The sequence below is a fragment of the Gemmatimonas aurantiaca T-27 genome (assembly GCF_000010305.1).
Taxonomy (GTDB): domain Bacteria; phylum Gemmatimonadota; class Gemmatimonadetes; order Gemmatimonadales; family Gemmatimonadaceae; genus Gemmatimonas; species Gemmatimonas aurantiaca.
Genome location: NC_012489.1, coordinates 1,187,900 through 1,201,918, shown reverse-complemented (window position 1 = coordinate 1,201,918; position 14,019 = coordinate 1,187,900). Strand labels below are relative to the sequence as shown.

11 protein-coding genes are annotated in these 14,019 nt (G+C 65.0%); 9 read left to right on the top strand and 2 right to left on the bottom strand.

The features are described from left to right. Window positions 1-166: 166 nt before the first annotated feature. Window positions 167-1,072, top strand: coding sequence for a LysR family transcriptional regulator (locus GAU_RS05205; protein WP_012682509.1), 906 nt, complete (start codon window positions 167-169; stop codon window positions 1,070-1,072). On the opposite strand, the gene GAU_RS05200 is transcribed toward GAU_RS05205, so the two are convergent. After that, window positions 1,069-2,199: a DNA alkylation repair protein gene (locus GAU_RS05200; protein WP_012682508.1), complete on the bottom strand. Its 1,131-nt coding sequence runs from the start codon at window positions 2,197-2,199 to the stop codon at window positions 1,069-1,071. The two genes, GAU_RS05205 and GAU_RS05200, sit on opposite strands and share 4 nt — an antisense overlap. A gap of 118 nt (window positions 2,200-2,317) precedes the next feature. On the opposite strand from GAU_RS05200, the gene GAU_RS05195 reads away from it, so the two are divergent. Then, complete coding sequence (locus GAU_RS05195; protein WP_012682507.1) at window positions 2,318-2,812, top strand: hypothetical protein; 495 nt, start codon at window positions 2,318-2,320, stop codon at window positions 2,810-2,812. 43 nt (window positions 2,813-2,855) lie between these two features. Here the strand turns inward: GAU_RS05195 and GAU_RS05190 are convergent, their stop codons facing one another. Continuing rightward, window positions 2,856-3,362, bottom strand: coding sequence for a paraquat-inducible protein A (locus GAU_RS05190; RefSeq protein WP_012682506.1), 507 nt, complete (start codon window positions 3,360-3,362; stop codon window positions 2,856-2,858). A gap of 92 nt (window positions 3,363-3,454) precedes the next feature. On the opposite strand from GAU_RS05190, the gene GAU_RS05185 reads away from it, so the two are divergent. Genes GAU_RS05185 through GAU_RS05155 form a run of 7 tightly spaced genes read left to right on the top strand, consistent with a single transcriptional unit; the run spans window position 3,455 to window position 13,910 of the window. After that, entirely contained in the window at window positions 3,455-4,441 is a 987-nt protein-coding gene (locus tag GAU_RS05185) for an AAA family ATPase (protein WP_012682505.1), read from the top strand. 11 nt (window positions 4,442-4,452) lie between these two features. Next, window positions 4,453-5,397 (top strand): DUF58 domain-containing protein, encoded by a 945-nt coding sequence (locus GAU_RS05180; RefSeq protein WP_012682504.1) that lies wholly within the window; start codon window positions 4,453-4,455, stop codon window positions 5,395-5,397. A 34-nt stretch (window positions 5,398-5,431) separates the two neighbouring features. After that, window positions 5,432-6,727: a BatA domain-containing protein gene (locus GAU_RS05175; RefSeq protein ID WP_012682503.1), complete on the top strand. Its 1,296-nt coding sequence runs from the start codon at window positions 5,432-5,434 to the stop codon at window positions 6,725-6,727. Next, window positions 6,670-8,880, top strand: coding sequence for a DUF4175 family protein (locus GAU_RS05170; protein WP_041265281.1), 2,211 nt, complete (start codon window positions 6,670-6,672; stop codon window positions 8,878-8,880). The genes GAU_RS05175 and GAU_RS05170 overlap by 58 nt, the downstream gene beginning before the upstream one ends. After that, window positions 8,877-10,718, top strand: coding sequence for a hypothetical protein (locus GAU_RS05165; protein WP_012682501.1), 1,842 nt, complete (start codon window positions 8,877-8,879; stop codon window positions 10,716-10,718). Before GAU_RS05170 ends, GAU_RS05165 begins: the two co-directional genes overlap by 4 nt. 50 nt (window positions 10,719-10,768) lie before the next feature. Next, window positions 10,769-12,208 (top strand): metallopeptidase TldD-related protein, encoded by a 1,440-nt coding sequence (locus tag GAU_RS20440; protein ID WP_012682500.1) that lies wholly within the window; start codon window positions 10,769-10,771, stop codon window positions 12,206-12,208. Between the two features lie 25 nt (window positions 12,209-12,233). Then, window positions 12,234-13,910: a TldD/PmbA family protein gene (locus tag GAU_RS05155; RefSeq protein ID WP_012682499.1), complete on the top strand. Its 1,677-nt coding sequence runs from the start codon at window positions 12,234-12,236 to the stop codon at window positions 13,908-13,910. Window positions 13,911-14,019 lie beyond the last annotated feature (109 nt).

The following is a 14,019-nucleotide window of genomic DNA, read 5'->3' as shown; positions in this document are numbered from 1 at the left end:
CCGCGCCAACGCGCGCCCCAAACGTCGGTCTTCATCGGCAAGAGATTTTGAACCCCATCCCAGAGGTAGCGAGGCAGCGACGGTCACCCAACATAGCCTTGCCGAACCGTCAATTCCATGAAGCTCCCGAGTAACGATTGTCGCCGGATCGTGTAGATTGAACTGAATGCTCACCACGGCGGACCTCGACTTCTTCAGCACGGTGGCCCGATCGCCGTCCCTGGCGGCCGCAGCGCGTGAGCTCGACGTCACGCCATCGGCGGTCACGCAACGCCTGCAGGAACTCGAGCGACGACTGGGCGTTCGGCTGGTCGATCGCAGCGGACGACATATCGCACTCACCGATGAAGGGGAGCTGCTGGCCTCGCGCGGTCGCATCCTGGCCGACGAGATCGCTGAGCTGACGGAAACGCTGTCGGCGCGCGGAGGCGCCGTGGCGGGCCACTTGCGGGTGGTGGCGCCGTTCGGATTCGGGCGGGCCTACATCGCGCCGGTGGTGGCGACGTTTCAGCGTGCGCATCCGGCGGTCACGATTGATCTCATGCTGTCGGATCGACGCGGCAAAGCGACCGATCATTCATGGGATGTCGCGGTGCACATCGGGGAAATGCCCGAGTCGTCGTTTGTCACGCGTCCTCTCGCGGCCAATGACCGCGTGTTGTGCGCCGCGCCCGACTATCTGCAGCGTCACGGGATACCGGAGGTGCCTCGTGATCTGCTCGTCCATCGCTGCATCGCACTGCGCGAGAATGACGAGGATGTCACGCTCTGGCGATTTGCTCGACGGGGCACACCGGCCACGCAGGTTCGCATCGAACCCGTACTGGCGAGCAATGATGGCGACGTCGTCCGGGCCTGGGCGCTGAGCGGTGAAGGCATCATCGTGCGGTCGGAGTGGAGCGTCGCCGACGACCTGCACACCGGTCGTCTGGTGCGACTGCTCGACGGCTATGCCCTGCCCGATGCGCCGGTCGTGGCACTCATTGGCCCACGCAAAGGACGCAGCGCGCGCACGACGGCCTTTGTGCGTGCGCTGCAACAAGCCCTCACGCCCATCCCGTGGCGTCTCTAGAGCGCCAGTCGGAATTCCGCCTCAGCCACCACCGTGCCGTTGATCTGGACTTCCACACGATGCACCCCCGCGTAGTAGGTGCGTGTGGTGATCGGCTTGACGGCGTGCTTGCGGGTGAGCGTACGAGCCGCGCGCGCCGGTAACGTCACGGTCCACCCCTTGAACACCTTGGGCGATGTGCGACCGTCGGCTTTCACATGGTGCACCAGATAGTCGATCACCAGTGACTGGGGCTGCTTCGACGTGGACGTGAGGTCCAGCGTGAGTTCCACCGCACCGCCCAGCGTGATGCGACGCGGGGCGATGGACAGCGTGGCGGTGCCGCGGAATTTCGCGCCCAGTCCCCACGCCTCGAGAATGCGCGGATCGCCCTTCTTGATCAGCGTGCGACAGGCATGCTTGAGCAACGCGCGTCGTTCGGGCGATGCACCCGGCAGGTGTTTCTCCACCCAGGTGGCCACCAGGGCCGGATGATCTTTGGCAATGTCGTTCAGGTGATTGGCCACACTGCGTCGCACGTATTCGCTGGGATCATCCAGCAGGACCTCGAGCAGCGGCAGTGATGGCGACGGGTCGGCAATGAGGGTCCGCAATTGTAGCCCCCAGGGCAACCGCGGACGCGTTCCCTCACTCACCAGACGCCGCACGTGTTCACTGTCGTCATGCACCCACTGCGCCAGACTGCGGTACACCAGTTCGGGATGCGCCACGATCAGTGCCCGAATGGCAAATTCCGCCGTGAAGCGCTGTGTGAGCGCATGCAGAAAGGTCAGGGCGCGCTCGGGATGGTCGATGCCACGGCGCGAGGCATACTCCCCCACCGACCAGAGAAACCATCCGCTCAGACCATCGCCCGACAGGTGCATGGCCGGCGCATCATCGCGCACTCCGACGGGAGCAAGGGCGCGCTCGAGCAAGTTGGTGGCATCGTCAAAATCAGCCGGCAGGGCGTCGGCCAGTGCATCAGCCACACACAACGCGCGGGCCTTGAGCTCGAGCGCATCGAGTTGGGGCACCACACGGGCGACGAACGGCTTTGCCTTGAAGCGGGCGTCGACCCGCTGCAACTGATTCGCGGCGCTCCGCACGAGCTCCGCATTGATGAAATTCTTGAAGGGTTCCGCCATGCGGGAAATCTGTCCTGCATCACACCGCGAACGGCACCCTCCCATCCTTCGGCACCCGGAGACAGCTTTCGTGTACTGGCGTGTTCCGGCTTCGTCGCCCTGCTCAGGAGATTTCTGGATGATTCGTTCGACCGCACTGGCCACTCTGTTCGCGCTCTGCCTGCTCGCGGTCCCGCGTGCGAGTGAGGCCCAGGGGCCGTCCAAGCCACAACCGGGCGTCAACAAGGGGACCAACCGCCAGGCCAGTGCCACCTCCAAAACGGACGACGCCTCGACACTACTCGGCGCATGGTCCGGCACCGCCACGATTCCCCTGGGTGACAGCACCATTGTCGTGCCGGTCACATACAACTTCACGCAGACCAATGGCGCGCTGGGTGGCGTGGCCATGGTTCCTGGTCAGGGTGCGGGGCCGATCGCCAAAGTGGTGAAAGACGGCAATCGCCTTCGTTTTGTGGTCACCGCGCCAGAGAACCGGTTGCTCGAACACGACGGCACACTCTCGGGCGCATCGGCCGCCGCGCGGGTCATCGAGGGCATGGTGAATCTCGACAACAAGCCGATTGCCAAATTCCGTATCACGCCGGCCAAGCCCGCCGCGCCGCCGCGTTAGTGCGAACGGCCACCGGCGGTGGTCACCCTCGCCGGTGCACGGATCACGCCTGGGGTGAGGCCGGGACTCGCTCGATCTGCAACAACTGAAAGGCCGCGTTCGATACGAGGCAATAGGCCGCGAAATAGTAGAAGCCCACACCGGCGATCGCCGAAAGATTCGCCGTCCCCTTGGCCACGAGCAGGGCGATCAACATGCCGACCGCAAACACGTCGGCCATCGACCACTTGCTGATCGCACGCACGAACACAAACAGCCGGTACGACCACGGCGACCCACGCAGCGCAAGAATCGGGACCAGCAGGGCCGCCTTGGTGAGTGGCACCAGGACGCTGAACAACAAGATCAGCCCCGCCACAAAGTCGTTGCCCGTGTCGTGCAGACTGCGGATGGCCCCCACGACACTGCGTGTTTCGTTGGTGAGCTCCCGCGTGACCCCGAACAGGTCCATCGTGGCTTTGATGGTCAGCACCGGCTCCACCAGTCCGGGCCAAAGCAGCGCAAGCGAGATCACCGAGAGCAGGAGAGCGAGGCGGTTCCGGTTCGTCATGACTCGACGTTACCACCTGGCGCTCCGCTCCTCCAGACATCGGCGTATCTTCCCACATCCTGCCCCTGCCCCAACGACGCTACGCCGGCTCCATGACCACACCCGACGCGCAGTTCGAATCCGCCGCGGCCCTTGCCCATCGACTCGATCAGGAAATCGGTCGGGTGATCATTGGTCAGCGCCAGGTGCGGCGGGAAGTCCTGACCTGCCTGTTGGCCGGTGGACACTGCCTGCTGCGTGGTGTCCCCGGGCTGGCCAAAACCCTGCTGATCAAGACGCTGGCGGACGCGATGCACCTGCGCTTCAGCCGCATTCAGTTCACGCCCGACCTGATGCCGTCCGACATCCTCGGCACGGAAGTCATTGAAGAAGATCCGAACACCGGCAAACGGCATGTGCGGTTCATCCCCGGCCCGGTGTTCGCCAATGTCATCCTCGCGGACGAAATCAATCGCACGCCACCACGCACGCAGTCCGCGCTGCTCGAGGCCATGCAGGAGTACCAGGTGACGGTGGGTGGTGTGCGGCATGCGCTCGATCGCCCGCTGTTCGTGCTGGCCACCGAAAATCCCATCGAGCAGGAAGGCACACATCCGCTGCCCGAGGCGCAGCTCGATCGCTTCATGTTCAACGTCGTGATCGATTACCCGGAGATCGACGACGAGCGGCGCATCCTGGCCGATACCACGGCCGAGGCCCAGGCAAGCGTGGCTCCCGTTGCCACGGGCGAAGAACTCGAGGCGGCACGTCATCTGGTGCGTGCTCTCCCAGCCGCATCGAATGTGGTGGACTACGCATTGCGACTGGTACGCGCCACCCGGCCCGCCGACACGACCTGCCCGCCAGAAGTCCGTGAGTGGGTACGATGGGGCGCTGGCCCACGCGCGGGGCAAGCGCTGCTGCTTGGGGCCAAGGCCACGGCACTGCTCGACGGTCGTGTCGTCCCGTCGCTGGATGACATCGCCCACGTGGCGCTCCCCGTGCTGCGACATCGCCTGCTGGTGAACTACCGCGCCGAAGCCGAAGGCATGTCGGTCGACCGCGTGATTCGGCAGTTGCTCGACACGGTGCACCGCTAGAGGGTCGCCCGATGGACGCACCGCGCCCCGCAGGATTGTCACCCACGCTCGTCACGGCCATCGACGATCTCGAATTGGCTGCGCGGGTCGTGGTGGAAGGACTGCGTGTGGGTGGCCATCGCAGTCCGTTTCATGGCGCCGGTGCAGAGTTCCACCAGCACCGACTGTATCGTGCGGGCGATGATCTCAAGCACCTCGACTGGAAAGTGTACGCCCGCAGCAACCGGCTCTATACACGCCAGTTCCGGGAGACCACCAATGTCGGGGTGATGCTGGTGCTCGATACCAGCCAGTCGATGAACTATCCGGCCGGTGCCGTCCATTCGAAGCTGCGGTATGCCGTGCTGCTTGCCGCCGCCCTGGCCTATCTGGCCATTGGCCAGGGCAACGCCGTGGGATTGATGACACTGGCACACGCGGCGGGCGCGCAGGATACCACCATGCACTACCTGCCGGCACGCAGCGGCCGTGTGCATCTGCGCGCCCTGCTGGCTCGCCTCGAACAGGCCGCGGCGCACGGTGTCTGGGATCCACCACTGGCCATCGGACGCGCGGCCGAACTGCTGCAACGCCGCGGTCTCATCATGGTGCTGTCCGACTTCTACGATCAGGAGATCGAGACACAGCGCGAATTGCGGCATGTGGTACAACGAGGCCACGACGTGGCAATGCTGCAGATGGTCGCAGCCGATGAGCGCCAGTGGCCGTTCACGGAGCAAGTCGATGTGCGCGATGCAGAATCCGGACGTCGTGTGCTGGTCGACTCGCCCACCGCGCGGGAACGGTACGCCTCGGCACACCACGCCTTTCTGGATCGTTGCCAGCGCTTTGCGCAGCGGGAAGGCATCGACTACGGTCGATTCGATTGCAGCGAGGCACCGGAGCAGACGCTGCGCGACTATCTGCTCCGCCGCACGAGCGGCGCGTCACACGCGGTTCGTGTGGAGAACACGTGACGGGCCTGTCCCGGTTGTCTGACGCGGGCCGGTCATGATTCAGTGGCTCAATCCCTGGGCATGGGCGGGCCTTGGTGCGCTGGTGATACCCATTGTAGTGCACCTGTTCAGTCGACGCCCGCCGCGGGTCGTGGAATTCCCCACGTTGCGGTTCCTCGAAGCTTCCGCTCTGCGACCGACACGGCGTTCGTCGGTGAGTGATCTGCCACTGCTGGCCGTGCGCATGGCACTGCTGGCTGTGGCGGTCGCCGCGCTGGCACAACCGTTGTGGGTGGATCGCGCCACCAACACCTCTTCCAGCTCTTCGGCCGGCAAAAACGGATCCCGCAACACCGCGGCAGCCACGGCCTCGGTCATAGAACGTCGCACGCCCGGAAATTCGGCGTACGGCGGAGCAGCGGACCATATCGCAGCCACCGGAGACTCGTTGGTACTCTTTGCCGAGTCTGACGAACTGCGTACCGCCATCACACGCGCTGCCGCGTGGCTCGAGACGCAGGCCGCACCTCGCGCACTCGTTGTCCGCAGCAGTTTTCCGTTCAGTGCGCTCGACTCCTCGGACATCGTGGCACTGCCACGTGACCTGCGCCTCACCCTGGTGCATGAGGTCCCATCGCCAAGCGCGGGGCCAGGCCTCATCGAGCTGCGGGCACCGCGCGATACGGTACAGTGGATCACCGCCTTGAGTGCGCAACTGGCCGAGGATGTGGTGGCGGCAGTTCACGCGCTGGGAGGCGCGGTGGTGCTTCGCCTGCCGACAACCACCACGTTGGTGAGCGGCGATTCGACGTTGCAGCATCCACTCCTGGTGGGCACAGCAAACGACCAGCAGCGCCTGCGGCGTCGTGCCATCAGGCCATCAGATGACGCACCAGCTATTGCGCGGCTGCTCGCGGTCGCAGACGACCAGGCCGTTCGCGATATGACCGCCCGGCTGCAGACCGACACGAGCATCCACAGCGCGCTGACCGACTCCACGAACGTCCCCCTGCATTTTGACGCCGCGGGATTTCCGGCGCTGATCGGCGTGGTGCATGACGACATGCCGGTGGTGATCTCGCAGATTCCCGAACACCCCGCCCTCGCGACGGCGGTGCTGCTGGCGCTATCGGACAACCCTGCTATTCGGGGCCTGCGCGCAGGCGCCGGCATTGACCGCGACTTCCGGAGTGCCGCGGTGGTGCAGCAATGGCAACAGTTGCCATCTGGGCCACCCATTGGAATCGGCGCGCAGGCCGATCGGCACTCCACACCCACCTGGGCGCGGTGGGGATGGATGCTGGTGCTGGTATTGGCCGTGGTGGAGTGGATCATGCGCCGCCGATCATGAAAGCGGCCAATGTGTCGTCACGCACGGCACCGGTGGAGCATTTGCTGCACGCGGTCAGTGCGCGGCGTGCTGCGCTGAGCGCCGGCATGGGCGCTGCCATCGGTGTGGACATTGGCGTGCTCTGGGAATTGCGCCATCTGGTGATCCCGCCCCTCGTGCCCGTGCAGGGTACAACGCTCACGCTGGTGGTGTGGGCGTTGTTGCGGGGCATGCTCTTCGCCGGTATAGGCGCTGCGGTGGGTTACCTCTTCGCGCGTTTGCGGCGCACACCGCAGGCCGCGGCGGCCGACATGGAGAAACTCGTGCCGGCTTCACGGAACCTGTTGTTCACCGCACTCGAGCGCTCTGACCCGGCAACGTCCACGCGAGGCACCGAGAGCCTGCACATCCGCGATCTGGTGCGTGATCGGGCAGCGCAATTGGCATCCACCGTGAATGTCGCGGCGCTGTTGCCATGGACGGGGGTGGGCCGAGCAATTGGGGTCGCAGTGCCACTGTGGATCATGGCCGTCGCCGCCGCGCGCCTGATTCCGGCCGGCGCGGCGGATCGCAGTGTACGTGATGCCATCGCGCGAGTTGCCGGCACGGCATCGATCTCACGCGTCGATGTCACGATCACACCGCCGACCTACACAGGCCGCCCCGCGCAATCCGTACGCAATCCAACGCGCATCGACGCGCTCGAAGGCAGTACACTGCTCATCACCGCCGCAGCGACGGCCGATACACTGGTCGTTGCCACCGACTCCGGTGAAACACGGATACCGAAACCGCTACGCGGCGACTTTGTATGGCGCGGCACGGTGCAACGGGATGGGTTTGTCGCCTTGACGCCAGGGGCCCAAGCCGGTGATCCGCACCTGATGGCGATTGCCATGCGCACCGACGCCGCTCCCACCGCTCGCATCACCGCACCGGCGCGCGATCTGGTGGTCGACAGCACACGCACGTCACTTCCAATCACGATCGAAGCCGGGGATGATATCGGCCTTCGCCTGCTCGAACTGCACATCACCAAGGTATCCGGATCGGGAGAACGATTCACCTTCGATGAAGGTCGCGTTCCTCTACACATTGTGCGGAGCGCACCGACACAGTGGCGGGCCAACGGCACCATTCCGCTCGATTCGTTGCTCAAGGAACCCGGTGACCTTGTCGTATACCGGGTACGTGTGGCCGATGCTCGGCCTGGGGCGGCGCCGGTGGAATCAGATGCCTTCATCGTTGAACGTGCTGCGGCCGGTGGCATCGCCGCGGCCGGCTTTGCGCTCGACCCCGAGGAAGACCGGTACGCCGTCAGTCAACAAATGGTCATCCTCAAGACCGAACGCCTGATTGCGGCGCAGAAGTCACTCGCCGGAACGGCCGTCGAAGAGCAATCCCGTCAACTGGCCGCCGAGCAACGGCGCGTGCGGGCGGAATTTGTGTTCATGATGGGCGGAGAGTTTGAACAAGCTCTGGTCGCCGACGAAAATGGGATTGCCGATCTCGACGAGTCTCATGAGGCCGAGAGTGAAGCCGATCTCGCCGCGGGGCGCATGGTGAATCGCGGTCGCGCCGCACTGCTCACCGCCATCCGTGCCATGAGTCGCGCCGCGCTCACCCTCGGTGAGCAGGATCTCACCACCGCTCTGCGACACGAAAGAACGGCACTGACCAACTTGCAAGAAGCGTTCGCCCGACAGCGATTCCTCATGCGGGCGCTCTCACAGCGGGAAGCGCTCGATTTCACACGCCGGCTCAGCGGGACGTTGGATAGTGTCGCGCGTGCGCCACTGCCCACACCGGTCGGAGATCCCGCCACACAACGCCTGGCGATTCGGGCCATCCTCGACACGGTCCTGATTGGTGGTGAGGGACGGCCCTCGTCCGGAGAGCCGGTCCCGTCCTACCATCAGTTGGCACTCCGGGTATTGCAGCTCGATGCCGGCGATGCCCGGGCGCAGCGTATCGCCGGCTGGCTCCAGCAATCGGCGGGTCGTACACCATCGGCCCAGGCAGCGCGCGATTCGGCCTCTCTGGCGTTGTCCGGCTGGCTCACGTCGTTGTCAGGTGGCCTGTCGCGGGGAGCCTCTGGGCGCGACGACGCAACCGGTATCCGCGATATCCAGCAGCAGCTCGGACGTGTGCGTCAACGGAGCACGCCACCGTGAACGCCACCTCGCAGCCTGCGGTTCCGCTGAAAGAACAAATCGCGCGCACGATCGCGATCCTCATCATTCTCACCGGGATCATCGATCCCGTTTTCAGCGTGACGCGGTCGGTACCACCCGTTGTGGCCCTGCTTTCGGCAGACAGCAGCCGGCATGCGCCCTTGCTGCAGCGGGTACGACAGCGCCTGTCTGCGCAGGCGACCGTTGTCGCCGGTCCCACGCCGGGCGCCGACGTGCAGGTGGTGGTGGGTTCGCGTCTCCCCATCACTGTGGCATCCGATACCATTGCCAGTTTTGTGGTGGCCACGCCCACGCGGCAGGGCTTCCATGTCGAGCAGTGGACGGCGCCCACATCGGTGCCCCTCGATGGTCGCACCACGTTGCAGGTGCGTGTGGCCCGGGATGCGGGAGCCGTTCGACGCATGGCAGACACCGCCCGTGCCACGCTGGAGTTACGGGAAGACGGCGCCCTGGTGGCCACACAGGCAGTGTCTCTCACGCCGGCATCGCGGACGACCACGGGCCTGCCCTACGTGCCCACCCGCGTGGGAACGCACATGCTGGATGTGCGCCTCATCGACGGGGCGGACACCCTGCACTGGCGTCACCCCATGCATGCGCGCGCCACACCATGGCGCGTGCTCGTCTATGATGCGCGTCCATCCTGGTTGTCGACCTTTGTACGCCGCGCCGTGGAACGGGATGATCGTTTTGTGGTGAGCAGCCGCGTGGTCACGTCGCGCCAGATCAGTCGTGCAACGACCCAGGCCGCGGGCTCATTGGCGGCCGTGGAGCGCCTGGCCTCGCTGCCCGATGTCCTTATCGTCGGCGCACCCGATGCGCTGAGTGCGGCCGACGTGGCCGCTCTCGATCGCCTCATGCTGGTCCATGGTCTTTCGGTGCTGCTGTTGCCCGATCATCTGCTCGCCAACGGCACACTGTCCGCCGTGCACAACGGGTTGGATGCGATACTGGGAACCGGAACCTGGCGCCTGCTGCCGGCGCTTCCGTCCAACGTGCCACGTGCTGTGCACCAACGGTCCGGATTCGTTTCGGTAAGTGACTCGGTGCATCTGCTGGCCACGGCCATCGCGATACCGCAGCGCTTGCCCACGGATGCCGAACCGGTGGCAGACCTCTCCCCGTCGCCGGGAGACTCACCGGCACCGGTTGTGTGGCGCGTGCCCCATGGACGCGGCACACTGCTGGTCAGTTCCGCCTTCGACGCCTGGCGATTCCGGGACGAAGGGCGCTCCACTTTCGACGGCACTTGGCGCGATCTCGTCGCGGACGCGGCCCTCCGGCGCGCGCCACGAATCACATTCGTCGCACCATCGGCGGGGAATGACGCGCCGCGATCCCGGATGTTGCGCATCGATCCATCCGGCACGCGGTCCGACGCACGCCCCATCGTGCAGCGCATCGGCCCCACCGACACCGTGTTGGTGCGACTGTTGCCGACCCATGTGGCCAATACCTGGCGTGCCACGTGGCCGCCCATTGCGCTCCCGCACGGCGCCACGGCGCATCAGGCTGTGCTGCTTCGAGGCATTTTCGCGGGCGACACGGCGTTTGTATCACTCCTGCCCAACGACACCGTTCCGCCCCCACCAGACGATCGCCCGATCGAACAGTTGGCCGCGTGGGCGCAATCCAGAGGGGGCCGGGTACTGCCGGCGAGCGCGATCGACTCACTGGCTGGCCTGGTCGCCACGGCCGTCGGCGACCGCCGCCACACCGCTCCCTGGCACCCCATGCGGTCCGGCTGGTGGATCGTGCCGCTGGCCCTCGCATTTGGGACGGAATGGTGGCTACGTAGGCGTCGCGGCTCTCCCTGATTTGGCTCGTCCCGTCCCAGCAATCCCCTTCTTCCCCGCGTAACCCGCGCATGTACACACGCGATCAAGTGAAGGCGATCACCGACAAGGTGATCGACATGGCAAAGGCTGACGCCGTCGAGGTGCAGTTCACCGGTGGTGAACGCTCCGGCACCCGATGGGCAAACTCCTCCATCACCACGAACCTCGTCCAGTTCGACCTCAACGTGAATGTCACGGTGCGGGTCGGTCAGAAGGTCGGCACGTCGAGCACACGCGACACGTCGGACGCCGGTCTCAAGACGATGGTCGCGGAAGCCATCGCCGATGCCCAGGCGGCGCAGGATTCGCAGAACCTGCCCGAACTGCTCGGCGCGCAGAATTACATCCCGATCGATTCCGTGTTGCCGAACATGGTGAACGTGGGGCCAGCGGAACGTGGGCGCATGGTGAAGGAGAGCATCGACATTGCCGCGTCTCGCGGTGTGGTGGGCGCCGGCTACATGCCGAAGAACGACATGGCCAACGCCACCGCCAACTCGAAGGGGCTCTTCGCCTACTATCGCTCGGCCGATCTCGGATTCGTGCTGACCTGCCGCATGGCCGATGGCAGCGGCTCGGGGTTTGCCGCCATCAGTGGGGTGAAGGACTTCAGCATGATCGACGTGAAGGCGCTCACGGAACGCGCGTCCGAAAAGGCGCTGCGCAGCCGGAATGCCAAGGCACTCGAGCCGGGCCGCTACACGGTGATTCTCGAGCCGCGGGCCAACGCGCGCTTCCTGTCGCTGGTGACCGGCATCTTCGGCGCACGCGGTGGTGGCGGCTTTGGAGGTCCACCGGGTGGCGGCGGCGGCGCTGGTGGCGGCGGTGCGCCTGATGCGGCAGCCGGTGGTCCTCCTGGCGGTGGTGGAGGCGGTGGCGGTGGTGGCGGCGGCATGTTCGGCGGCATCGGTGGCCCCGACAGCTTCATGCGCGGCAAGAAGCCCGGCGACAAACTCTTCAGCGATCTCTTCACGCTCAAGAGCGACATCGGCAATCAGGTGCTGCGGCAGTCCACCATTGGCCCGGACAACAAGCCCGCGGCGCCCGTCACGTGGGTGGAGAACGGTGTACTGCGCACACTCGGCGCCGGTGCGGCTGCGTCCACCAACCAGAGCCTCGTGCAGGAAGGCAGCAATCTCTCCGTGGAAGAGATGATCAAGCAGACGCGTCGTGGGCTGCTGGTGACCTCGTTCTGGTACATCCGCGGTGTGCCATCGCAGGAACAGCCACTTCTCAACACGGGCATGACACGCGACGGTCTCTTCCTCATCGAAAACGGTGAGATCGTCGGCCCCGTGCAGAATTTCCGCTGGAACATGTCTCCGCTCGTTGGCTACAACAACGTCACGCTCGTGGGGAAGCCCGTGCCGATGTTGCTCGGCGAGTCTTTCGACAGCGGCACGGCGGCGCTCGTACCGCCGGTGCGCATCGAAGAGTTCTACATGACGTCCGTTTCTCCTGCGGTCTGACCGACTCCCTCGACAGAATATTCCCATGAGCTCTTCCCGTCGTGATTTTCTGAAGAAGTTCGGAGCCGGTGCCGCGCTCACGCTCTATTCGCGTGATCTGTTCGGTCAGGTGCTCGCGGATTCGCCCCAGGGCCGTCCGCTCGAAACACGTTTCAAGGGACTCGCCGACATCGTGCTGGCCGAAGGCAAGATGGCCGGCTGCAGTTACACCGACGTGCGCTTCACCATGACGTCCACGCTGCCTGGTGCGACCGTGAACATTCGCCCGGGTGGCGCTCCGGCCGGTCCGGGTGCGGGTGGCTTTGGGGGTGGCCGTGGCGGCGGCGGTGGCCCCGGTGGTCGGGGTGGTGGTGGCCGTCGCGTACAGGGAATCCCGTCGGACGCCGAGCGTCAGCCCGGTGGTTTTGGTGTGCGCGTGATTCACAGCGGCGTGTGGGGCTTTGCATCGAGCCCCATTCTCACTGAAGACGAACTGCGTCGTGTCACACGTGTGGCCGTCGAAGTGGCGAAGGCCAGTGCCATCGCGAAGAAAGCCGACATGAAGCTCGCGCCGGTCAAGCCGTATCAGGAGCACTACATCACGCCGATGCTCAAGCACCCCACATCGGTGTCCGTCACAGACAAGCAGGCGTGGGCCCAAGCCATTGCCGACAAAGCCGCTGCCGTGAAGGGTGTGACCGCGGTGAATGTGGCCTGCAACCACGGCTACGAATGGCGCTACTACGCCAGCAGCGAAGGCTCGTATATCGAGCAGGAGCTGTTCACCACATCACCCACGTTCTCGGTGACCGCGCGAGTTGGTGAAGTCACCCGCACGCGGAATTACTCCGGCGTGGCTGGTACAGGTGGATGGGAGTTTGCCGAGAACTCGGACTTCCTCGATCAGGCGGAGAAAGTCGCGACCGACGCCGTGGAGATGTGCACCGCGAAGCCGCTGGGTTCGAGTGGACTCAAGGACCTCATCCTGTCGCCGTCGCACGCGATGCTCACCATTCACGAGATCGTCGCGCACGCCACGGAAGTGGATCGTATCGTGGGGTACGAAGCCAACTATGCCGGTACGAGTTTTGTGAAACTCTCCGACGTGGGCAAACTCAAGTACGGTTCCAAACAGTTCAATGTCACCTGTGACAAGACCAGCGCCGGCCTCGGCACGGTGGGCTTCGACGATGACGGTGTGAAAACGCAGAAGTGGCCGCTCATTCGCGATGGTGTGCTGGTGGGCCTGCAGACCAACCGCGAAACCGCACACTTCGTGGGGGAAAAGGAAAGCCGTGGCTGCACCTTCGGCAGCACGTGGCGCGACTACCCGTTCCTGCGCATGCCCAACGTGCATGTGGAACCGGGACCGGCCAACTCGCCCACGCGTGATGAGCTCATCGCCGATGTGAAGGACGGCGTGATGATCGATGGACGCGGCAGCTATTCCATCGATCAGCAGCGCTATAACGGTCAGTTCGGCGGCCACATTTTCTGGGAGATCAAGAACGGCAAGATCACCCGCCAGGTCACCGACGTGACGTACAACGCCATCACCACCGACTTCTGGGCCAATCTCGACGGCATCACTGGCCCGAAGGAGTGGCAGATGCACGGCACCGGCGGTGACGCCAAGGGTCAGCCGACGCAGACCAACAGTATCTCACACGGCTCGCCGTGGATGCTGATCCGCAAGATCAACGTGGGTGCCGCCTTCGATTGAACCACTGGCACGACGAACAGAAAAGCGGGGCCCGCGACAGCGTCGCCGGCCCCGCTTGTCTTTCCTGCTTCCCGCACCCTCTCCAACTCCTTCCTGTATCCTCTTGATA

Bases quoted from the DNA above. Each gene is read 5' to 3' on its own strand.
- GAU_RS05185 (WP_012682505.1), top strand. From the start codon at position 3,455: ATGACCACACCCGACGCGCAGTTCGAATCCGCCGCGGCCCTTGCCCAT.
- GAU_RS05155 (WP_012682499.1), top strand. From the start codon at position 12,234: ATGAGCTCTTCCCGTCGTGATTTTCTGAAGAAGTTCGGAGCCGGTGCC.
- GAU_RS05195 (WP_012682507.1), top strand. From the start codon at position 2,318: ATGATTCGTTCGACCGCACTGGCCACTCTGTTCGCGCTCTGCCTGCTC.
- GAU_RS05190 (WP_012682506.1), bottom strand. From the start codon at position 3,362: ATGACGAACCGGAACCGCCTCGCTCTCCTGCTCTCGGTGATCTCGCTT.
- GAU_RS05180 (WP_012682504.1), top strand. From the start codon at position 4,453: ATGGACGCACCGCGCCCCGCAGGATTGTCACCCACGCTCGTCACGGCC.
- GAU_RS05205 (WP_012682509.1), top strand. From the start codon at position 167: ATGCTCACCACGGCGGACCTCGACTTCTTCAGCACGGTGGCCCGATCG.
- GAU_RS05175 (WP_012682503.1), top strand. From the start codon at position 5,432: ATGATTCAGTGGCTCAATCCCTGGGCATGGGCGGGCCTTGGTGCGCTG.
- GAU_RS05170 (WP_041265281.1), top strand. From the start codon at position 6,670: ATGGATGCTGGTGCTGGTATTGGCCGTGGTGGAGTGGATCATGCGCCG.
- GAU_RS20440 (WP_012682500.1), top strand. From the start codon at position 10,769: ATGTACACACGCGATCAAGTGAAGGCGATCACCGACAAGGTGATCGAC.
- GAU_RS05200 (WP_012682508.1), bottom strand. From the start codon at position 2,199: ATGGCGGAACCCTTCAAGAATTTCATCAATGCGGAGCTCGTGCGGAGC.